This window comes from Bacillus mycoides (assembly GCF_000832605.1).
Taxonomy (GTDB): domain Bacteria; phylum Bacillota; class Bacilli; order Bacillales; family Bacillaceae_G; genus Bacillus_A; species Bacillus_A mycoides.
In genome coordinates this window covers 931,345-953,450 of sequence record NZ_CP009692.1, presented here as the reverse complement: position 1 = coordinate 953,450, position 22,106 = coordinate 931,345, and the positions used below count along the sequence as shown (strand labels likewise).

At 36.0% G+C, this 22,106-nt stretch carries 23 protein-coding genes, 1 pseudogene, 1 riboswitch and 1 other annotated feature; of the genes and pseudogenes, 9 read left to right on the top strand and 15 right to left on the bottom strand.

What is annotated here, in order from left to right; all coding sequences use genetic code 11:
• Positions 1-51: 51 nt before the first annotated feature.
• On the bottom strand, positions 52-1,494 hold the full coding sequence (locus tag BG05_RS06645) for an alanine/glycine:cation symporter family protein (RefSeq protein WP_033713841.1): 1,443 nt from the start codon (positions 1,492-1,494) through the stop codon (positions 52-54).
• A gap of 332 nt (positions 1,495-1,826) precedes the next feature.
• Positions 1,827-3,257, bottom strand: coding sequence for an alanine/glycine:cation symporter family protein (locus tag BG05_RS06640; RefSeq protein WP_002167417.1), 1,431 nt, complete (start codon positions 3,255-3,257; stop codon positions 1,827-1,829).
• A 300-nt stretch (positions 3,258-3,557) separates the two neighbouring features.
• On the opposite strand from BG05_RS06640, the gene BG05_RS06635 reads away from it, so the two are divergent.
• Complete coding sequence (locus tag BG05_RS06635; RefSeq protein ID WP_002129841.1) at positions 3,558-4,196, top strand: NAD(P)-dependent oxidoreductase; 639 nt, start codon at positions 3,558-3,560, stop codon at positions 4,194-4,196.
• A 42-nt stretch (positions 4,197-4,238) separates the two neighbouring features.
• Here BG05_RS06635 and BG05_RS06630 read toward each other — a convergent pair whose 3' ends face one another.
• From BG05_RS06630 to BG05_RS06620, 3 genes are all read right to left on the bottom strand, one after another.
• The gene (locus tag BG05_RS06630) at positions 4,239-5,177 is read right to left on the bottom strand and encodes a thioester domain-containing protein (RefSeq protein ID WP_002184692.1); all 939 of its coding nucleotides are present in this window, start codon (positions 5,175-5,177) and stop codon (positions 4,239-4,241) included.
• Positions 5,178-5,300: 123 nt separating this feature from the next.
• On the bottom strand, positions 5,301-6,140 hold the full coding sequence (locus tag BG05_RS06625) for an aldo/keto reductase (RefSeq protein WP_002068247.1): 840 nt from the start codon (positions 6,138-6,140) through the stop codon (positions 5,301-5,303).
• 16 nt (positions 6,141-6,156) lie between these two features.
• A complete protein-coding gene (locus tag BG05_RS06620; RefSeq protein ID WP_003192275.1) occupies positions 6,157-7,320 on the bottom strand; it encodes an MFS transporter in 1,164 nt (387 codons plus the stop codon).
• 394 nt (positions 7,321-7,714) lie between these two features.
• Here BG05_RS06620 and BG05_RS06615 point away from each other — a divergent pair, with 394 nt between their 5' ends.
• The 3 genes from BG05_RS06615 to BG05_RS06605 all read left to right on the top strand — a co-directional run bounded on the left by BG05_RS06615 (position 7,715) and on the right by BG05_RS06605 (position 10,156).
• Positions 7,715-8,062, top strand: a complete 348-nt coding sequence (locus BG05_RS06615) for a winged helix-turn-helix transcriptional regulator (RefSeq protein ID WP_000760478.1) — start codon at positions 7,715-7,717, stop codon at positions 8,060-8,062.
• A 430-nt stretch (positions 8,063-8,492) separates the two neighbouring features.
• Positions 8,493-8,933, top strand: a complete 441-nt coding sequence (locus tag BG05_RS06610; protein ID WP_002016003.1) for a DUF1641 domain-containing protein — start codon at positions 8,493-8,495, stop codon at positions 8,931-8,933.
• 44 nt (positions 8,934-8,977) lie between these two features.
• Entirely contained in the window at positions 8,978-10,156 is a 1,179-nt protein-coding gene (locus BG05_RS06605; RefSeq protein WP_002016002.1) for an NAD(P)/FAD-dependent oxidoreductase, read from the top strand.
• Between the two features lie 264 nt (positions 10,157-10,420).
• Here BG05_RS06605 and tyrS read toward each other — a convergent pair whose 3' ends face one another.
• From tyrS to BG05_RS06580, 5 genes are all read right to left on the bottom strand, one after another.
• Complete coding sequence (gene tyrS, locus BG05_RS06600) at positions 10,421-11,683, bottom strand: tyrosine--tRNA ligase (protein ID WP_002129849.1); 1,263 nt, start codon at positions 11,681-11,683, stop codon at positions 10,421-10,423.
• Between the two features lie 57 nt (positions 11,684-11,740).
• Positions 11,741-11,957 (bottom strand) — a binding site (T-box leader).
• Between the two features lie 107 nt (positions 11,958-12,064).
• Positions 12,065-12,982: a UDP-N-acetylmuramate dehydrogenase gene (murB, locus tag BG05_RS06595; RefSeq protein ID WP_002016019.1), complete on the bottom strand. Its 918-nt coding sequence runs from the start codon at positions 12,980-12,982 to the stop codon at positions 12,065-12,067.
• A 386-nt stretch (positions 12,983-13,368) separates the two neighbouring features.
• Positions 13,369-13,764, bottom strand: a complete 396-nt coding sequence (locus tag BG05_RS06590; protein ID WP_000573650.1) for an SET domain-containing protein — start codon at positions 13,762-13,764, stop codon at positions 13,369-13,371.
• A gap of 211 nt (positions 13,765-13,975) precedes the next feature.
• A complete protein-coding gene (locus BG05_RS06585; protein ID WP_002184689.1) occupies positions 13,976-15,478 on the bottom strand; it encodes a DUF4077 domain-containing protein in 1,503 nt (500 codons plus the stop codon).
• A 34-nt stretch (positions 15,479-15,512) separates the two neighbouring features.
• On the bottom strand, positions 15,513-16,571 hold the full coding sequence (locus BG05_RS06580) for an endonuclease/exonuclease/phosphatase family protein (RefSeq protein ID WP_002034680.1): 1,059 nt from the start codon (positions 16,569-16,571) through the stop codon (positions 15,513-15,515).
• Between the two features lie 217 nt (positions 16,572-16,788).
• Positions 16,789-16,848, top strand: a riboswitch (Fluoride riboswitch).
• A 54-nt stretch (positions 16,849-16,902) separates the two neighbouring features.
• Here BG05_RS06580 and crcB (BG05_RS06575) point away from each other — a divergent pair.
• The gene (crcB, locus tag BG05_RS06575) at positions 16,903-17,307 is read left to right on the top strand and encodes a fluoride efflux transporter CrcB (protein ID WP_002143706.1); all 405 of its coding nucleotides are present in this window, start codon (positions 16,903-16,905) and stop codon (positions 17,305-17,307) included.
• Complete coding sequence (gene crcB / locus BG05_RS06570; protein WP_002167412.1) at positions 17,304-17,660, top strand: fluoride efflux transporter CrcB; 357 nt, start codon at positions 17,304-17,306, stop codon at positions 17,658-17,660. Before crcB (BG05_RS06575) ends, crcB (BG05_RS06570) begins: the two co-directional genes overlap by 4 nt.
• Positions 17,661-17,855: 195 nt before the next feature.
• On the opposite strand, the gene BG05_RS28780 is transcribed toward crcB (BG05_RS06570), so the two are convergent.
• From BG05_RS28780 to psiE, 4 genes are all read right to left on the bottom strand, one after another.
• Positions 17,856-18,122, bottom strand: a complete 267-nt coding sequence (locus BG05_RS28780; RefSeq protein ID WP_048516780.1) for a DUF3947 family protein — start codon at positions 18,120-18,122, stop codon at positions 17,856-17,858.
• A gap of 170 nt (positions 18,123-18,292) precedes the next feature.
• Positions 18,293-18,502: a DUF3955 domain-containing protein gene (locus tag BG05_RS06565; protein ID WP_002184687.1), complete on the bottom strand. Its 210-nt coding sequence runs from the start codon at positions 18,500-18,502 to the stop codon at positions 18,293-18,295.
• A gap of 154 nt (positions 18,503-18,656) precedes the next feature.
• Positions 18,657-19,178: a spermidine N1-acetyltransferase gene (gene speG / locus BG05_RS06560; protein ID WP_002112781.1), complete on the bottom strand. Its 522-nt coding sequence runs from the start codon at positions 19,176-19,178 to the stop codon at positions 18,657-18,659.
• Between the two features lie 137 nt (positions 19,179-19,315).
• A complete protein-coding gene (psiE, locus tag BG05_RS06555; RefSeq protein WP_002129862.1) occupies positions 19,316-19,720 on the bottom strand; it encodes a phosphate-starvation-inducible protein PsiE in 405 nt (134 codons plus the stop codon).
• 116 nt (positions 19,721-19,836) lie between these two features.
• Here psiE and BG05_RS29255 point away from each other — a divergent pair.
• The 3 genes and pseudogenes from BG05_RS29255 to BG05_RS06545 all read left to right on the top strand — a co-directional run.
• Positions 19,837-20,023 (top strand): annotated as a pseudogene (locus BG05_RS29255) (nitroreductase family protein); the annotation flags it as partial.
• A 134-nt stretch (positions 20,024-20,157) separates the two neighbouring features.
• Positions 20,158-20,397, top strand: coding sequence for a DUF896 domain-containing protein (locus BG05_RS06550; protein WP_002184686.1), 240 nt, complete (start codon positions 20,158-20,160; stop codon positions 20,395-20,397).
• 282 nt (positions 20,398-20,679) lie between these two features.
• Positions 20,680-21,237 carry a cysteine hydrolase family protein gene (locus BG05_RS06545; protein ID WP_033707919.1) on the top strand — a complete coding sequence of 186 codons (558 nt, stop codon included), beginning with the start codon at positions 20,680-20,682 and terminating at the stop codon, positions 21,235-21,237.
• A gap of 40 nt (positions 21,238-21,277) precedes the next feature.
• Here BG05_RS06545 and BG05_RS06540 read toward each other — a convergent pair whose 3' ends face one another.
• Positions 21,278-21,712 (bottom strand): Lrp/AsnC family transcriptional regulator, encoded by a 435-nt coding sequence (locus BG05_RS06540; RefSeq protein WP_002099310.1) that lies wholly within the window; start codon positions 21,710-21,712, stop codon positions 21,278-21,280.
• Positions 21,713-22,106: the final 394 nt, after the last annotated feature.

Sequence of the window (22,106 nt, the reverse complement as noted above, 5' to 3'; positions counted from 1 at the left end):
TCACCATAAAAAAAACGAGCATCAAATTTCTCTGATGCTCGTTCCTTTTTATTATACAGCTTTTTCTTTATCTGCTACTGCTGGCTTATCCCAGCACTCTGTATTGTTTAAACCTGGAATAGACTCCGCATAAAAGACTGGATCTTTTCCTTGTTTCTTTTGTTTTACGTAATCTGATAATGCCGCGAAAGCATACTTAGAAAGGAATACAATCGCCACTAAGTTAATAATAGCCATGATACCCATGAATAAATCTGCTAAGTCCCAAACAATTTGAATTGTTGCTACAGAACCTAACATAACCATACCAAGTACCGCGATTCGATAAACATTTAGTAAAACTTTACTTCCATTTAAAAACTCAATATTTGTTTCACCATAGTAGTAGTTACCTACTAATGAACTAAATGCAAACAAGAAGATTGCAACTGCTACAAATATAGAAGCCCACGGTCCGATATGTTGACTTAATGCTTGTTGCGTTAATTGAATTCCGTTTAAATCAGCCGCTCCAGGCACATCTGATAATAAAATGATAAATGCTGTACAACTACAAATTAATAATGTATCTGTAAATACCCCTAAAGTTTGAATGAAACCTTGTTTAACTGGGTGCGTTACGTTTGCAGTCGCAGCTGCGTTTGGCGCACTACCCATACCTGCTTCATTTGAGAATAATCCACGTTTTACCCCTAGTAAAATCGCAGCTCCTAATCCCCCGCCCACTACTTCTTTAATTCCGAAAGCATGTAAGAAAATTTCTTTAAATACATATGGAATTGCCGTAATGTTTGTTACAACAACGAATAATGCCACTGCTACATATATAATTGCCATTACTGGAACAATCATTTCAACCGCACGTGCAATACGTTTTACTCCGCCGAAGATAATGATTGCAAGTAAACCAGCCATAAACAGACCTACAAACTTACCATCTGTGTTAAATGCTCCATCAAAAGCCGCGGCTACTGTGTTTGACTGCACGGCGTTGAAAATTAATCCGAAACTAACTGTTATTAGAACAGAGAAGACAACTCCTAGCCAGCGTTTCTTTAAACCCTTTTCCATATAATACGCTGGACCACCGCGGAATGCGTTCCCATCTTTCACTTTATAAATTTGCGCTAATGTGCTCTCTACAAATGCAGAAGCTCCTCCAATTACCGCGATTAACCACATCCAAAATACAGCTCCTGGTCCTCCTGCTGAAATCGCAATTGCCACACCAGCTAAGTTACCAGTTCCTACACGAGATGCTGTACTCATACAAAATGCTTGGAATGACGATACACCACTTTTTTCTTTTTGCGCTTTTCTTGTTTTTGAACTCGCTCCATCCCCAAGTAAGCGAATCATTTCTCCAAAGTAACGTATTTGAACAAACTTTACTCGGAAAGAAAAATAAAGTCCAAGTCCAATTAGCATTGCAATAATAATATATGACCATAGAACATTATTTATATCCCCAATAACCTGAGTTAAAAAATCCATCATTGCGTTCCCCCTCTTCATGACAATAAGAAAATTATATTCTAAAAACTTTTAGTAATCAAGAACTTTATGTTAGGTTTCATTACATGGATACGTGAAGATTCCTAACATACATGTTTTTTTACGTGAAAATATAACTAGTACGTGCATTTATCCAATACTCAATCACTCATCCTATTCGACCAGTCATACTTTTAAGACAGTACGTTCCCTACAAATAACGAGAGGAATGAACAAACAAAAATTATATTAATAATTACCTCTCACCCTTTTTATCATTTACTACAACAAAAAAGGCGAGCATCGAATTCATCTCGATGCTCGCCTTTTTATTATACTGCTTTTTCTTTATCTGTTACCGCCGGCTTATCCCAACACTCTGTGTTCGTTAAACCAGGAATAGAATCTGCACTGAATACCGGATCTTTTCCTTGTTTCTTTTGTTTCACATAGTCCGCCAACGCAGCATACGCAAATCGGCCAAGAAGTGTAATCGCAATTAAGTTTGTGATTACCATTAGACCCATAAATAAGTCTGCCATATTCCATACAACTTGAAGCGTCGCAACAGAGCCGAATAGTACCATTCCTACAACCGCAATACGATAAATCGTTAACCAAGTTTTACTTCGTTTAATAAATTCAATATTCGTTTCACCATAATAATAGTTTCCTAGTAATGAGCTGAAAGCAAATAAGAAAATGATAATCGCTAAGAAGCTACTTGCCCACGAACCGATTTGTGAACTTAGCGCGACTTGCGTTAATTCAATACCTTCTAAATTTGTTGCCTTATACGCACCAGAACATAGTACGATAAACGCTGTTGATGTACATACTAAGAATGTATCCACTAATACTCCAATTGTTTGAATAAATCCTTGTTTAGCTGGATGCGTTACATCAGCTGTTGCAGCCGCGTTTGGCGCACTACCCATACCTGCTTCATTCGCAAATAATCCGCGCTGAATACCAAACTTCATTGCAGCACCAATACCGCCACCTACAGCTGAATCTAAACCGAATGCACCTTTAAAGATTTCTGTAAACATATCCGGTATTAAATAATAATTTTTAATAACAACGAACACAGCTACTGCAATATAAATAATTGCCATCGGCGGAACAATCATTTCTGACATACGCGCAATACTTTTCACACCACCAAAAATAATAACCGCAACCAATACCGCAAGCACAATCCCTACAACATAACGCTCAATACCAAATGCATTTTTAAATGCTAATGTCACTGTATTTGCTTGTACTGAGTTGAAAATTAAACCGTAACTAATTGTAATAAGGATAGAGAACCAAATTCCCATCCAACGTTTATTTAAACCTTTTTCCATATAATAAGCAGGACCACCACGGAAGCCACTGCCATCTTTTATTTTATAAATTTGCGCAAGCGTACTTTCTACGAAACTTGAAGACGCCCCAATAATCGCAATAACCCACATCCAAAATACAGCTCCAGGTCCTCCCATAGAAATAGCTAGCGCTACACCAGCTAAGTTCCCGATACCAATACGAGCTGCTGAACTCATACAAAATGCTTGGAATGACGATACACTTCCCTTTTTACGTGTCTTTCCAGTTAATCCATCACTCATTAATCGAACCATTTCCCCTAAATGAGTAATTTGTACGAATTTCAATTTAATAGAAAAATAAAGACCTAAACCAATTAACATTGCAATAAGAATATATGACCAAAGAATTGTATTCGTTGATGAAACAAATTGCTCTAAAATATCCATACAATTAACCCCTCCTTTTCTCCATAAAACGAATTATATTTAAAAAACATTTAAAAATCAACATTTTTCGACAATTTGCATTTTCCAAATATTAGCCAGACACGAAGTAACAATATCTTTATGACTCTCCTCCCTCTAACTGTGCATACTAAAACAAAAAGTAAATCTACAAACTACCCCATTGACAAAAACACCAACCTGTAACTATAATGATTACATCAGGTTGTAACAAACCTTATTACAACAAATTCATTTACTTTCAGATATACACTTTAACAAAACACTTTGGAGGGATTTATTATGAAAATCGGAATCATCGGAGCAACTGGTAAAGCAGGAAGTCGTATTTTAAAAGAAGCATTAGATCGCGGACATGAAGTAACTGCAATCGTAAGAAGCGCTGCAAAAATTACAGAAGAAAATGTAAAGATTTTAGAGAAAGATGTATTCACTCTTACATCTAACGACCTACAAGCATTCGATGTAGTTGTAAATGCATTCGGTGCTCCAGCAGGACAAGAACACCTTCACGTAGATGCAGGAAACGTACTTATCGAAGCTATGAAAGGTGCACCTAATACAAAATTACTTGTTGTTGGCGGCGCTGGTAGCTTATTTGTAGACGAAGAGAAAACAACACGTGTATTTGATACACCAGGATTCCCAAATGAATATCTTGCAACAGCTCAAAACCAAGGTAAAAACTTAGAAATCCTAAATCAAACAAATGATATTACTTGGACATTCATTAGCCCTTCTGCACTATTCGCATTAGGAAAACGCACTGGCTCTTATACAGCTGGCAAAGACAACCTTCTTGTTAATGCGAAAGGTGATAGCTACGTAAGTTACGAAGACTTTGCGGTAGCAGCACTTGATGAAATCGAAAATCCAAAACATGTAAACGAACGCTTCACAGTTGTTTCTGAAGCTGAGTAATAGAAAAAGCTCGTAAACATAATGTTTACGAGCTTTTTTTCATCATCTGTTATATTGATTCGGTTTATGTGGTTCATTTGGTGTATAGGGTTTATTTGGTTTATTATCATGACCATTTGCTTTTTTCCAACTTACCGCCAACTCTGGACTTGTTTTCTCTTCACTACGCTCTAATAATACAACTGCATTTTGAATTGTCGGTGTTCCTTTATGTGCAATTCCTTGTAGTTTCGTTAAATTCCCTGATACTTTAAAGCTAAATCCACCCGATGGTGTTTGTTTCGGAATTAAAATGCGGAACTTTTCTCCTACATTAAATTCTGTTTTTCCCTCGCCTTTTTCATTTACGAACTTCGCGCCTTCTGGTGCACCTGTTGCTTGCACTTTATACGTTCCACTTTTTGCATTTGTTTGCACTGTGTATAAACCTGTTTCAAAAAACTCATTTTTTAATACTGCCTCTTGTTCTTCTGATGGTACTACACTCATCGTAATTTCTTGTAGTTCCTCACTAGCGCTTGCTTTTGCAACTATATCTTTCGTTACTTTTTCTACATTTTTATTACGGAAATCTAAATCGTTAATATCAATTTGTTTTAACGCATTCCACACCGCAAGCTGCGTTGCGTAATGTGCCTCTCTCCAATCGGAAACACCTAATTCTTGTGGGCTCTTCTGCGGATACCCGTTTAATAGTACACGGTATACGTTAATATCTACTTTACCCATTTCAGGTAAATCTTGGCCGCTCGGAGATTTCAAATCCACATTTAAGCAAAAAGCAATTTTGCCATCTGCTGTTTTAATAAGCTCTGTTCGAATTGGTTTTTTCTTTGACTTACTATAACTCCAATCCATTTGATACTTCGTGTGATCCATAACCTCTGCGGATGCCTTTTGAAGTGGGAATAATAAGTTCGCAAATACAAATAAAACACTCAAAAAAGCGGCCATTAGCTTGAACGATCGTTTTATATTCATGTCTACAACCCCTTATAAAATAACAAATTTACTACTATGTATTATTTAGTTAGAAAAGTTTTTTATGCATAGACAAAACAAAAAAGAGTGCAAACTTTTTTGCACCCTTTGAACTTACCTCTATTAGAAATCAAAGTTATCAGGATCTGGACCAACGCGGTGGTTCTGATTTAAAGCATCAATCTTTTCCATATCTTCTTTTGTTAATTCGAAGTCGAATATATTAGCATTCGCAATAATACGCTGTTCTTTCGTTGATTTCGGAATCGTTACAACTTCATTTTGAAGATCCCAACGTAAAATGATTTGCGCTGTTGTTTTACCGTACTTATCAGCAACTTCTTGTAAAGTTTCATTATCTAATAATTGCCCTTGCATAAGTGGTGACCATGCTTCCATTTGGATTCCTTGTTCTTTACAGAAAGCTTGTAGTTCTTTCTGCGTTAAACGCGGGTGATACTCTACTTGGTTAATCATCGGCTTAATTTCCGCACCTTCCAGTACGTCTTTCAGATGATGGATTTGGAAGTTACTTACGCCAATTGCACGCACGCGTTCTTCTTTATAAAGTGTTTCTAACGCTCTCCACGAATCTTTATATTTCCCTTCAACAGGCCAATGGACAAGATATAAATCTAAATAATCTAGTTCTAATTTTTTTAAGCTCTCTTCGTATGCAGCAAGTGTCGTTTCATATCCTTGATCTGCGTTCCACACTTTTGAAGTAATGAATAAATCTTCTCGAGAAATTCCTGCTTCTTTTATACCAGCGCGAATGCCTTCTCCAACTGCTTTTTCATTTCCATAAATCGCAGCTGTATCAATGCTACGGTATCCTTCTTTAATGGCTACTTTCACAGCCTCTACAAGTTCCGGTCCATCTTCTACTTTAAATACACCTAAACCGAACCAAGGCATTTCCACACCGTTATGCAATGTTGTTTTACTTTGTAAATTTTTCATTATATTTTTCTCTCCTTTATTTTGCTTGATCTCTTTTTTCTAAGTTCATACTCCAAGCTGTTAAAATAACAGCGCCTACTACCATAATGCCGCCTACCCAAGCTGTATGAATTAATCCTAACGAGTTCGTTACAATACCGCCCAAATAAGCCCCAAGAGCAATTCCTGCGTTAAATGCTGCAATATTCATTGCTGATGCGATATCAACGGCACTCGGCACGAAACGCTCAGCCAATATAACGACATACACTTGTAGTCCTGGAACATTCATAAACGCGAATAGCCCCATAAAAATAATTGTGATAAGCCCCGCCACTTGAAACGGCGCTGTAAATGTTAGTACGAATAATACAATTGCTTGAATAAAGAACATGTAAAATAGTGCACGAATTGGATTATGATTCGATAATTTTCCGCCGACCATATTCCCAATCGCAATTGCAATCCCGTACACTAACAAAATGATTGTAACGGTACTCGATTTAAATCCTGTTACTTCTTGTAATAGCGGAGATAAATACGTAAATGTTACGAATGTTCCTCCATATCCTAATGCAGTAATGACGAAAACAAGTAAGAGTCTTCCGTTCGTGATAAGTTTGAATTGATCACGAAATGATACTCGTGTACCCTTTTTTAAGTTAGACGGAATTAACATGCTGTTTGCGACTAAGGCAACAATTCCAATGACCACAATCACCATAAAAGATGCTCTCCAGCCAAATTGTTGACCAATAAACGTTCCAATTGGTACACCTGTAATCGTCGCAACAGTTAAACCAGTAAACATAAATGCAATTGCACTTGCACGTTTATTCTCTGGTACAAGCGCAGCCGCAATTGTGGATCCTATCGACATAAAAACGCCGTGTGCAAACGCAGATACAACCCTAGCCATAAGCAACACAGTAAAACTTGTTGCCACTGACGCAATTCCATTACCAATAATGAAAATAATCATAATCCACATTAATAACGTCTTTCGCGACATACTAGCTGTTAATGACGTTAATACTGGGGCACCAAACGCTACCCCTAATGCATATAAAGAAACGGTTAAACCCGCTGTTGTAACAGAAACATGTAAATCCTCTGAAATAGATGGTAATAAACCGACACTAATAAATTCGGTTGTACCAATTCCAAATGCACTAATTGCTAGCGCTAATAAAGCAAACATACTTCTTCGATTCGTCTGTACCGCTGAAGAAGATACTGTATATGAATTCAATTGAACTCCTCCTTAATGCGAGAAATCCAATCATAATAGTGTGATAAAAAGGCCTTTTTATCTTCTACAAAAATAATGTTACTGCTGATATATGCTATTATGAATGGCTTCACTCTTTTTTTGAAGAACGCACTTTAAAGTACGATAGGTACCAAAAAGTAACATAGGCACTTTTTAGTACCGTACTACTCATTTCCCTCTTACGTATGCTATTATGGAACATATTCAACATAATAAAAAGTACGTACTTTAAAGTGCTATAGGTACTTTTTAGTAACATTTAAATTATTTGGCTTCTTTTGTTGGAGAACTGAAATCTACATTCATCAAAGGAGATTTTTATATGAAGAAATATAATATTCCCGTTGAAGCGACTTTAGAGGTTATCGGCGGAAAATGGAAAGTCGTTATTCTTTGCCACTTAACGAAAGGTACAAAGAGAACGAGTGAATTAAAACGTCTCATGCCTGGTATTACACAAAAGATGTTAACACAGCAATTACGCGAATTAGAAGAAGACGGAGTTATTCAAAGAAAGGTATACAATCAAGTACCACCGAAAGTAGAATATTCTCTTACAGACTACGGTTGGTCTTTAGAATCCATTCTTGATTCTCTTTGTACTTGGGGCGAATGCCACCTTGAAAAAAGCGGTAACACATCAATGCTAATTACAGAAGGTGAACAATAAAAAAAGGAAAAAATGAACATAAATTTGTCCATTTCCTCCTTTTTTTCTTTATATATATGTACATTTTTAAGATAGATAAAATAATTTATGCGCTTTCATGCCTTGTCAGTACTAGGTTACAGAATCAATATCAAATAATTAGGAATCATTTTTATGTTAACATACGTGTATATAGTATATAATATAGGATATATATTATATACACTTTCCGATAAGGGAACTTTCCATTATGCGGACAAGCCATGTATCGGACAGTTCATAAATAATAGGTAGGACATTATGGTTTTGGATTTATGATTTCAGCTTACTTGCTGTCATAAATTTAAAGGCATTTTATTGTGCTTTGTGAAACTTTGTATAAAGTTTCGCAAGTGTTTACTATCTTATCTATCAAAAATAAGAGTATTGCTATCGTAAAGGAGAATTGGAGATGCCAGAAACTATGACTCAAACAAAGCCAGAACAAGAAACTGTACAAATTTCTGCTAGCCAAGGACAACTTGATGTACTTGATCAGTTGTTAAAACCTGAGGTACAAGAATCATTAACAACACTAGTAGAACAGCTTCCAAAATTAACTGAGCTTGTTAACATTTTAACTAAGTCTTATGACTTCGCTCAAACTGTTGCTACTGATGAAGTATTAAAAAGCGACACTGTTAGTGCAATCACAGAGCTTGTAGAACCTGTAAAGGATACAGTGAAAAGCATGGCTGCAACTGCTATCGAAGCGAAAGATCGTGCTGATGAAAGCAACGAAGTTATCGGCCTGTTCGGTCTATTAAAATTACTAAAAGACCCACAAGCACAAAAAATGTTCCGCTTTGTGAACGCATACCTTCAAATTAGTGCAGAACGTAACAATAAATAATTTAACTTATAACAACAATTAGTAAAGACGGGGGATATCATACTATGTCAAAACAAATTGTCATCTTAGGCGCTGGTTATGGCGGTCTTCTTGCCGCTTTAAACGTACGTAAATATTACAGCAAATCAGAAGCACAAGTTACAGTGATTAACCAATACCCAACGCACCAAATCATCACTGAACTACACCGCCTTGCAGCTGGTAACGTTGCTGAGCAAGCAATTGCAATGCCACTTACAAAGCTTTTCAAAGGTAAAGACATCGATCTTAAAATTGCAACAGTTGAGTCATTCTCAGTTGATAGCAAAGAAATCAAACTAGCTGGTGGCACTACGCTATCTTACGATGCACTTGTAGTTGCTTTAGGAAGTAAAACTGCTTACTTCGGTATTCCAGGACTAGAAGAAAACAGCATGGTATTAAAATCTGCTGCTGATGCAAACAAAATCTACAAACACGTTGAAGACCGTATTCGTGAATACGCTAAAACGAAAAACGAAGCTGATGCTACAATCGTAATCGGTGGTGGCGGATTAACTGGCGTTGAGCTAGTTGGTGAGCTTGCTGACATTATGCCTAAACTTGCAAAAAGCCACGGCGTAAATCCAAAAGAAGTTAAACTTCTTCTTGTTGAAGCAGGTCCAAAAATCCTTCCAGTATTACCAGACCACTTAATCGAACGTGCAACTGCTAGCTTAGAAGCACGCGGTGTTACATTCTTAACAGGTCTTCCTGTAACAAACGTTGCTGGTAATGAAATCGACTTAAAAGACGGTCAAAAAATCGTTGCTAACACATTCGTTTGGACAGGCGGCGTACAAGGTAATCCATTAATTGGTGAATCAGGTCTTGAAGTAAACCGCGGTCGTGCAACTGTTGATGCACATCTACAATCTACTTCTCACAAAGACGTATTCGTTGCTGGAGACAGCGCTGTTGTCTTCTCTCCAGACGGTCGTCCATACCCACCAACTGCACAAATCGCTTGGCAAATGGGTGAGTTAATTGGATACAACTTATACGCAGCACTAGAAGGCAAAGCATTCGAAGAGTTCGCACCTATCAACTCTGGAACACTTGCTAGTCTAGGACGTAAAGATGCTGTTGCTACAATCGGAGCAAGCAATACTCCGCTTAAAGGTTTACCAGCATCATTAATGAAAGAAGCAAGTAACGTTCGTTACTTATCACACATTAAAGGTCTATTCAGCTTAGCATACTAATCTGAATATAAGCCCGAATCATGCCCTGCATGGTTCGGGCTATTTTTATCCCGCTATTTGCGGGCTGATAATCAGTGGGGATGTACAAAACCCCCCACTGATTAAAGTTTCACTTTATCCGTAATTTTCTCTAACTTATTTATTCGACAAAAGAATAATATAACCTCTTTAATTATCAAAATATACTGACTTTTTTATGTCGAAATTGTGTATATGAAAAGAGCGGAAGTAGATATCTTCCCTACTTCCGCTCTTTCACAAGAACTATTCTCCTAATTCCACTAAGCTGTAGTTCTTCTTCCCTTTACGAATAATGATGAATCGTCCATCAAATGAATTTTCTACAGTAACATCTGTACCCACATCCGTTACTTTTTCACCATTCATAGATATAGCCCCATTATTAATATCTTCACGCGCTTGACGTCTAGAAGGTTCAATTCCTAAATCAACTAGCCACTCTACGATATTTTTCGTCTCTTTTGAAGATTGGAATGTCGGCATCTCTTTAAAGCCTTGTTCAATTTCATCAGCTGTTAACGACTTAATATCTCCGCTAAATAACGCTGCTGTAATTTTCACTGCCTGTAAAAATGCTTCTTCTCCATGAACGAATTTCGTCATTTCTTCCGCTAATACTTTTTGTGCTTCACGTTTATGAGGCTCTGTTTCTACCTTCGCTGCTAATTCATCAATTCGCTCTTTCGTTAAGAACGTAAAGTATTTCAAGTATTTAATTACATCACGGTCATCTGTATTCACCCAGAACTGGTAAAATTCAAACGGTGTTGTCTTTTCCGGATCAAGCCAAATAGCACCACCTGCTGATTTACCAAACTTCGTACCATCTGATTTTAATAATAATGGAATCGTTAATCCGAATACTTTCGCTTCATGACCTTCTAACTTACGAATTAAATCTAAACCACTCGTAATATTTCCCCATTGATCACTACCACCAATTTGCAATTGAACATCTTCTTTTGTGTATAAATGATGAAAATCCATCGCTTGCAAGATTTGGTACGTGAATTCTGTGAAAGAAATCCCTGTATCTAAACGACTTGCGACAATATCTTTCGCTAACATGCTATTTATGCTAAAGTTTTTTCCGTAATCACGTAAAAACTCGATAATGTTTATTTTATGTGTCCAGTCATAGTTATTTACCATCTTCACTTCGCTATTCCCGCCAAAGTCAAATAGCTTTTTCATTTGCGCTGTTAACGCATCTACATTATGCTGCACCACTTCTAAAGTTTGCAGTTGACGCTCTGATTGACGTCCACTTGGATCACCAATTGTTCCTGTTGCCCCGCCAATTAAAATAACCGGATGATGACCAGCTAATTGGAATCTCTTCATCATCATAAACGGAATCAAATGTCCGATATGCATACTATCACCAGTCGGATCAACTCCGCAGTATAGTGAAATCTTTTTCTCTTCTACTAACTTACGTAAACCTTCTTCATCTGTCTGCTGATTCACAGCACCGCGCCATTCTAATTCATCAATAATATTCATCTTTTGTCATCCCCTTTATTTTTTTGAAAACAAAAAAGCCCCTATGTCTACAATAGACATAGGGACGATTATTCACCGTGTTACCACCCAGTTTGCATAAATAGCATAGCTATTCATACCACTCTTAGCAATAATATCGATTGCTAGTCCGCTTAGCGTTACCTAAGATACTCCAGAGTGTAATTCACAAGTTTGTTTGTGCTAGGTTCCAGCAATCCCTAGCTCTCTTTGATAACAGTGACAAACTGCTACTGGGCTCTTTCAACGTATATTTTATTTGTTAAATTATTAGCCATTATATTGAATCCAAATCAAATTGTCAACAATAACCAAATGTTATTTCGAAATAATTCATACTTTTATACGTTTTTTATTCAAAGATTACTGTAGATCTTCTCCAATAATCCTTACTTCTCTCTCTAATTTCACACCGAATTTTTCTTCAACAGTTGTTTGTACGAAATGAATTAAATCGATATAATCTTGTGCAGTTCCGTTATCAACATTCACCATAAATCCAGCGTGTTTTAAAGAAACTTCAACTCCGCCAATTCGCTTACCTTGCAGTCCTGATTCTTGAATAAGCTTACCCGCAAAATTATTTGGTGGACGCTTAAATACACTGCCACATGAAGGATACTCTAAAGGTTGTTTTGATTCACGCTTATACGTTAAATCATCCATCTTTTCCTTAATCTCTTCACGCACACCTTCTTCAAGTTCAAACCTCGCTTCAAGAATAATGTAATGATTGTTCGCAAATACACTCTTACGATATCCAAATTCAAATGCATCTTTCGTTAAAGTACGTAGCTCTCCATCACCTGTCATTACGACAGCTTCTGTTAGCACATATGCAACCTCACCGCCATATGCACCAGCATTCATATATAACGCTCCGCCAACTGAACCTGGTATACCACAAGCAAACTCAAGTCCTGTTAAACAGTGATCTAATGCAATTCGTGACACATCAATAATTGCTGCACCACACCCCGCAACAATCGCTGTCCCTGTTACAGTAACATTTGTAATATGAATTAAACTTACTGTAATCCCGCGCAGACCACCGTCTTTAATAATAACATTAGAGCCGTTTCCTAAAAACGTAACTGGAATATTGTATTGATTCGCATACTTTATAACTTCTTGAATTTCATCATAATTCGTAGGAGAAACGAACACATCCGCTTTCCCGCCCACTTTAATATGCGTATGATTCTTTAACATTTCATCTTGCTTCACATGACCTTCAGGCAATACTGTACTTAAATATTTATAAACCTCGTGCATATTCATTTTACGATTCCTCTATTTCTATAATCTTTTTATCCCGCTATATACGGGTCCATAATATCCCCACATAAAAATGCATTACAAAACAACAGCTAACGTGGTGAATACAGTGTACATAAAGCACACCTATAAACCTCTTAAATTATAAGAGGTTCCACTCATATTAAAATATATATCGCATAATAAAGCAACCCAAATGGGCTACTAAACTTGACATGTAACCATATAGACAACAATTTGTAAAATATATAGGTTTTTCAAAGTAATACCCTTCAATATCTTACTATACCATACGAAAGAAAAGTGGTATTTTTTTGTAATATTTACTTTATTTTCATCAATAAAAAAGAGCACATCCCACAGAATGTGCCCTTTCTATACTTTTTAACTTATTTTTCGTTCTCTTCTTTTTCCTTATCAAACCATAATAGCTCATCGTCATCAACTTCACCATTATAATTGATTAGAATCTCTTCTCCCGCTTTTATATCTTTGTAAGCGAAGAAGTTAAACGTATGATTCTCGAAGACAATATCATACGTTGCATTCGGATTATATGCATGATTAAATAACATGCCGTATCCTAACAGGAATGCCGTATGATTTACCCCATACTCAAATGCGTAGTCAGCAAGTAACGTTTTCTCAATGTGTTCATGCTGTTCATTCGGATAAGAGATAACTGGTGCTGAGTGAATCAACTCACCCTTTTTAATATCACGAGTTGCAAATACCCCTCTATTAAATTCTCCATCACTAAGTTCAGAAGTCTTAACTTCGATCATATGCGTCACCTATATAATTCTTTCTTTGAAGTATTTTATTCCGCTATTTGCGGGGTTCAACTAATAATCAGTAGCGTATAGCCCCACTAATTAAAGTCTCAGTTTATCTCCTTAAGCTTGGCAGAAAACGCGCAGAAAAGCAATTAAATTACTATCAAGTATTCATTTAAATGAAAAAAGAGCACACATGGTGTACCCTTTTTAAGAGATATTACTTTTCTAAAATATCTTCTAGCAACTTCACTTGCTCGCTAACAGTATGTAACGTCTTCACCGATGTATCATTTCGATGCTTTTCTTCTTCAACACTCGCTAACACTTCTTCCGTAGCTGCAGAAGTTTGTTGAATTACGTTAGAAGCATGTGTAACGTCCTTTACGATATTCGTCGTTTTAGCTTGGAAACTTTCTTGATGACCAACAATCTCCCTCATTACATCATTAATCGCATCAATAAACTTCCCTAAATCCGTTACATTCGTCAAAACACTTGCTAACATTTCGTTACATTCTTCTTGTACTCTTTCTGACTTCTCTACCTGCACTTCTACTTTACTTGCTTGATTACTAAACTCCTTCAAAATCCCTTGAATTCTCCCCGCAGAACGATTCGATTCTTCAGCAAGCTTTAATACTTCATTCGCTACAATAGCAAAACCTTTTCCATGCTCGCCTGCCCTTGCAGCCTCAATATTTGCATTTAAAGCTAGCAAACTCGTCTGACTTGAAATATTCGTTATTACATCTACAATTTCATTAATTTGTTTCGATTGTGTCATTAATTCTCTAAATATCGTTCCTGATTGTGAAACAACATCATTTAAACTTCTCATGTTAGCTTCAAAATTTCTTAAAGTATTTACACTACCCTTTGAGATTTCCAAACTTTTATCAACACGCATCGACGCATTTCTTACTTGAGAGATGATTTGGTCAATATTTCCCTCCATATCATTCAATACTTCTACTGAACGTGACATCATCTCTGATTGCGATTGAGTTCCCACTGCTACTTCTTCAAAAGCAAAGTTAATTTCACTCATTGACTCCATCGATGTATTCATATTTTGTCTTAAATGATTGAAATTACTATCTAGTTTCACAACTGTTCTCTCAATAAGCCTTTGCGTTTCTTCTAACTCCTGAGCTTTCTTCATCACCGCTTGCTTCTCATCACTTAAACGAGCCAACAGATTAGAACCAATCTTCGTTACACCCCACATTGCAATCGTTACAATCGCTAACAAGCTTGCGAAATTTGCAGCTTCAGATGACGCTGTATACGCAAAAAATTGATTTGGCCAATAACTACAAAGTATAAATGTAACAACAACTGCTACCCCGCCAAGAATTAAAATAAGACGTTCACTCAAATAAATAAGTGAAACCGCTAATGTAAAATAGACCATTTGAAATACAGCTGGGCTTTCATTAAATGCTTGTACCATAATGAAAGACATAATAAGTAGCATACATGTCATGATGTATTTATACATTGCTTCCATACTTTCTATAAAAGTAAGCAGCGTTCCAAATACTACGATAGAAATACCACACATCCAAAATGCTATTGCTCTCTCTGTAAAAATATATCCGTAATACCCAATCGCGATTATCCCAAGGAAGAAACTACAAATCGTGATAAATAGCAATAAATGATTTTTCTGTGATTCTTTCTCAAGGTTAGAAAAACAAGTTCTCTTTAACCACTCCATATATGAAGCCCCACCTTCTACTCATACGTATCGATTACTTCAGCTTGAATACCGCACTCACTGGGTTATGATCGCTATTTTCAAACTTCAAATCTTTCCCTTGTACATTTACAATTTCAACATTCGGTGAAACGATAAAGCCATCAATAATCGTGACGAAATTTTCACCTTCCACATATTTCTTCACATCATCTCTCACAGTCATAACAGACGGATCTACAGCCCACTTAAAGCCACCATCAGTAAAGTCCTTTGGTAACTCTACTAACCACTCAGGACGCTCTTTCACGAACTTCGGATCACTTAACTGAGCGTTAGAAATTAATTGATTCCAGTCTCCGCCCATTATTACATAATCACCATTTTTATAATGCTTGTTCATATATTCTTTTAAATACTCCACTTGCTGCTTTCTAATTTTTCCGCCTTCATCATAAGCAGACAAATGTAAATTTACGAGTCTAACAAATTTCCCATTATTAACAGGAATTTTATGTTCAACAATCGCTCGGTCTAAATCAAATAAACGCTTTGGCCACGGCTCCATTCCAGGAAGCTGAAATCTCTTCGCTGTTTGAACCGTATATTTAGAAAATGTACTTAATCCAGCTTCAGCATATCCCATTGGACTTGTGATTGGTACAGGAACCCATTTTGTATCATAGTTCTTTCCGAACGAAGAAGCATAATCAGGTAGTCCTTTTTTCAAAAATTCATGCCCATTTACATCAAATGATCGCATTGATTTTATATCTATTTCTTGTAATAGCGCAAAATCACTATTCTCATTCTGTAAAAACGAAAGCATATTCTTTAAGTTAGTTTCCGTTTGTTCTTTACTACTTGAACCAGACCCTTTTCCCCCATCCATAAAGAAGTCTTGATCCTTATCTAGTCCAGCATATCCAATATTAAATGTTGTAACTTTAAATTCATTTCCATGCGCAATTACGCGCTCCTTATTGTTTTCCACCTTCAAGCTTATAACATCAGCCGGCTGTTCTTTTGTAAGTGTCATATAAGCTAAAAACCCACCTACAACTCCCACACCTACTAAAATACATATAAGTACTATTTTTAATAACTTTTTCAAACAAACGACTCCTTTTCTAAAACATACGATTTTACTTTTCTTTATTTTCAGTTAAATAAAAAATGACAGACATACGAAATATTTTATCACACTGAAAACCTTATATCACTATATTTAGTTTATAAGTAATGATTCCCTATCTTAAACTACTATATAATACAAAATGCACCAACTTCTCCACTGGAAATTAAACGCAATGTTTAGTACACTATATGTAATAATCATAGGCGATGGAGTTCGCCATAACCGCTGCTTAGCTAATGACTCCTACCAGTATAACTACTGGTAGGAGTCTATTTTTTTGAGCAAGCTATTTAAAGAGGTGAGGAATTTGATTTATATTATCGTCGGTATAGCCGGTATATTAGGAGCCCTTTCTCGTTATTATTTAGGTCTTACTATTCATACATTTTGGCATCATTCTTTTCCATTAGCTACATTACTCATTAACTTAGCCGGCTGCTTCTTATTAGCATGGCTAACTACGTATATCGCCCGGCTAAACATCTTACCTTCAGAGGTTATCACAGGCATCGGGACTGGATTCATCGGTTCCTTTACGACGTTTTCAACATTTAGTGTAGAAACTGTGCAACTAATCAATCATTCTGAATGGAGCACGGCTTTCTTATATGTATCATGTAGCATACTTGGCGGTCTCATTATGTCTGGACTTGGCTATACACTAGGTGATTTCTTAATTAAGAAATCACTTACGGAAGGTGATCACTTATGATGGAAGCTTTATTAGTGGCAACTGGAGGGTTTTTCGGTGCGATTACACGATTTGCAATTAGCAATTGGTTTAAAAAAAGAAATAAAACACCCTTTCCAATTGCTACATTCCTTATTAATATAACAGGAGCATTTTTACTCGGGTATATAATTGGCAACGGAGTCTCTACAGGATGGCAATTATTATTAGGAACTGGATTTATGGGCGCATTCACCACATTTTCGACACTTAAATTAGAGTCCATTCAGCTTCTCAATCGCAAAAAAATTTACACATTCCTTTTATATTTAAGTACTACTTACATAATTGGTATCCTATTCGCATTCCTTGGAATGAAGCTCGGTGGAATATAAAAAAGCGACTCTATTGAGTCGCTTTCTTTCATAAGAAGTATGTCCCGCCATATGGAATGGAAAATAAAGTGAAACTTTAATCAGTGGGGGTTTTGTTCTTACCCACTGATTATTAGCCTTCACCAATCGGGCGTTTACGGGCAGTTGATCTCCCACCTAACTTCTTTGCTCCTGCCGAATTTTGAGGTGGGAGTTTTACTGCCCGTTAATGCGGGATAAACCAGCTGGATACACATCATAATGTATACTTTGCACAGGAAGCTGTGCATACGACATATACTGACTCTGCATCATTTGTGCTACTTGTGCTTGTTGTTGCATTTGAATGGCCTGATGCACTGCCTGAATTGTCATCTGTCCCCCGGCCACTGTAATCGCTGCTCCTACTTGTCTTCCAGTGCAAAAATAAAGCGCTAAAAAATGGAATTCCTGTGATCCAAATGAACAGTACGAATGGCTTATATAGTCCCTTCAAATTTTCTGAAACTAACAATACCGCTCTTCCCGTTTCTGGCCCAATATATATGCAGAACAATAAACCAAAACATCCGCAAAGAATGATAATTAACTTTAACCATAATGACAATTCGTTTTGTTTCACAAAAATCCGCTCCTAAACTAACAGCATTTATCTATTGCTGTTTTTTCAACTTTGAAGTGATAAATCCAACTAGCAACACACCAATACTACTAAAGAACAATAGGTAGCTTACTGGTACTAGGAAAAAGAAAGGTTCTACAAGAAGCCCATTATCCGCCACTTTACTAGTTGTACCGTGCATTAATAAACAGGTAACTCCTAACGATATTAGTACGATAGCTAATAAAAATTTATTTTTCATAATATATTCTCCTTTAACTTCTCAATTAATTTTTCCGCATTCCTTTTGCTACCCTCATAATAAGCCCCGACGTATTTTAAGTCAACAACTATTTATCGTTTTGCGATAAATAGTTGTTGACTTAAAAAATAAAAAGACTATAGACAATCATTGTCTATAGCCTCTTCACTCTAAAATATTCTTTTTGGAACATACACATTCTTATCGCATTATGGTAGTTGCCATCAACGAAGAACTCATCTTGCAACTCACCTTCTACTATAAATCCGACCTTTTTATAAACGTGTACAGCTTTCTCATTCTCTTTATCGACAACTAAATATATTTTATGCATATTTAATACGGAAAAAGCGTAATCCATCGCTAAACGCGTTGCATCAGCTGCATAACCGTAACCTTGGTAACTCGGATCAATAATAATTTGGAATTCAGTTCTACGGTGAATATAATCGATTTCTACTAATTCGACTAATCCCACCATCTCATTATCTTTCTCAACGATAAATCGGCGCTCACTTTGATCATGTATATGTTTATCGTATAAATCCTGCAGCTCCACAAATGCTTCATAAGGCTCTTCAAACCAATACGACATAATATGCGCGTTATTATTAAGTTCGTGTACAAACTTTAAGTCTTCCCGTTCTAAAGGACGTAATTTCAATTCCTGACTCATTTCTATAACCTCCAAGTAAAATAACCTCTTCACTTAATTTCTCAATTTTTTTCGATTTCAAACGCCCTAATTACATTGTAAACCTTCAAGTAACTTGAAGGTCAAGGTACAAAAAGTAGTGCAAACTTATGTCTGCACTACTCTTTTCTCAAATCTCTCATATTCGATATGTATAAAGCAATAACTAAAACAAGAATGGATCCCGCATATAATAACGTCTCCATTGGTTCCTCATGAGACACGATAATTAAACGAATTAACGCCGTAATTCCGATATAAATAAAATAACGTAACGGAAAATGATAATTCGACTTAAAATACTTAATAATTAATGCGATGAACTCGAAGTATAGGAAATAGACGATGATACTCTCAACTAATTTATAAGATGTATACTTCTTCGCTGAAAATATGTATTGAATAAAAGTAATTGTTTCGTTAATTAAAAAAATCGATAAAACAATGGATAATATGATTAATGCTATATTTAATATCCACTGTAAAACGCTAGCTATATAATGATCGATATTAAATGACTTCATTTTCTCTTTTAGCTCCCCTTCGTGTAAGTACTTATTCATTATAGCAAAATTATACTTACAGAAATGTTAAATCATATATGATCGTCCTCTTTCACGATTACTTCACCATTCGGATATTTATGCTTGCTGCAAAAGCGAGAGGATACGATACAGTCCCAATGCTTGGCTATAACGTTGAAGAATTCCGCAAAGCATTTAATAACTGACGTCTTAATGATTGCATTAGGCAAAGCAAAAGAGCCAGGATTCCCAACAGTACGATTAACTGTAGATGAAGTAACGTCTTGGAATGGCGAATTTTAATCACATTGTTTATCGTACTTTAGGAATGAAAGTACGATAAACACTATTAACGAAACTATGATGGTAGCAACCATAATCATAATGCAAAACTACAATCTAATCGAATAGTACAAAAAAGAAAGGCGGAGAAAACAATGCTTGAAGTTTTAAATCGAATTAATGAATTAGCTAAAAAACAAAAAGAAGAAAGTTTAACAAAAACAGAATTAAATGAGCGCACAGAATTACGCGAGAAGTATCTTCAAATTATTCGCGGTCAAATCAACACCACTGTTACAGGATTAAAAATATTAGATCCTTTAGGAAATGACGTGACTCCTGAAAAATTAAAAGAGCAACAAAAGCTATCACTAAACACAGATAACAACGCATGAAAATACCCAGCTCCTTTGTTACTTAATGATGCATCTAATAGTACGTTTGCTTAGATGCATCATTAAGTTAATATCTACTTCCCCATCCACTTTCTGTTTCTAAATCAAAAAACCACAAACAAATTGTCCCCATCTTTTCTTTGCATCCTTTAGCTTTTTCACAATGAAACCATATACGTCAAAATCTTTTCATGACGTTATTACTTCCACATAGTTGCAATTTATATAATAACGGTACAGTACAAATAACTTGCTGTATAAATAATTGTGGGGGGATTAATGATGAACGAAGCGTTACTATTAGTCGACATACAAAATGATTACTTTGAAGGCGGCAATATGGAATTACATCAACCTGAAAAAGCCGCACAAAAAGCGAAAGAAGTCTTGAAAGTATTTCGTGAAAAACATAAAACAGTTATTCACGTACAACATATTGCGAACAATGAAGGAGCTACTTTCTTCTTACCTGAAACAGTAGGTGTTCAAATTCATGATGATGTACAGCCAATTGCTAACGAAAGAGTCATACAAAAACATCACCCTAACAGTTTTTTAAGAACCAATTTATTTGAAACATTAAAGAAAGAAAAAATAGATCAACTAGTCATTTGCGGTATGATGACTCATGTATGTATTGATGCAACAGTACGTGCTGCCAGTGATTTAGGATTTCAATGTGTTGTAATTGAAGATGCTTGTACAACAAGAGATTTAGAATTTCAAGGAAATCTGATCCCCGCAGTACACGCTCATCAATCGTTCATGAGTTCGTTAGAGTTTGGTGATATTTATGCGAAAATCATGTCGGCAAACTGTTTTATAAACAAGAGCAAATAAAGAATTACAGTTCCATATAAAAAAAGAAAGAATACATCTCTTATTCTTTCTTTTTTTCGATTGTCTTAATGACAGTATTTATACGATAATCACCATAATGTAAAACATCTGCAAGAGTCTCTTCTAATTGCTGGTGCGAAGATGTGTGAAGAATCATGATATAACACCCATCGCCACTTATACGATACATTTCAGTAATTAAGTCCGTTTTTTCAAAAAAAGTTTGAATTTGATTATGATAATGTGGTGCATGCAGAAATAGTGTAACAAACGTCATAATAGACCCTTCTAACTTAGCCCTGTCGATATCTATCGTATATTTTTGAATGACACCCGCCTCTTCTAATTTATTAATTCGTTTCCCAACAGCCTGGCCAGTCAAATGTACTATCTCTCCAATTTCCTTCCAGTTCATTCTAGCGTTTTCTTGTAGTAACTTTATAATTTTAAAATCTGTTGAATCAAACATGGACATCTCCTTCCTATAGGAATCACCTTCTATAAGATCATCATTTCCCCTACAATTCATCTTAAAAACTTTTACAATACACTCGATTAACTCTATTAAGAATTACATTACTGTTAACAGCTTTCCTTCTTCCTTTACTATGTATTTTTCGATTACTCGTAGGTATCAGAAAAAAATTGAGAAGCGTTCGAAAGGGCCATCCAGTAAGCTAGCGATTGTTTTTTATAAATATGAAAATTTTTTAGGAATTAGTTTATCTTTTTTTAATGATTTATTTAGAGGGAGTTTATACTCGGGGATTAACATGATAAACGTAGTAACTAAGTTCGTTGCTCCCACCTGAATCTTTTCATATAACAAAAATTTAGAAGGACGAACTGCTACTATAATCGCAAACCGT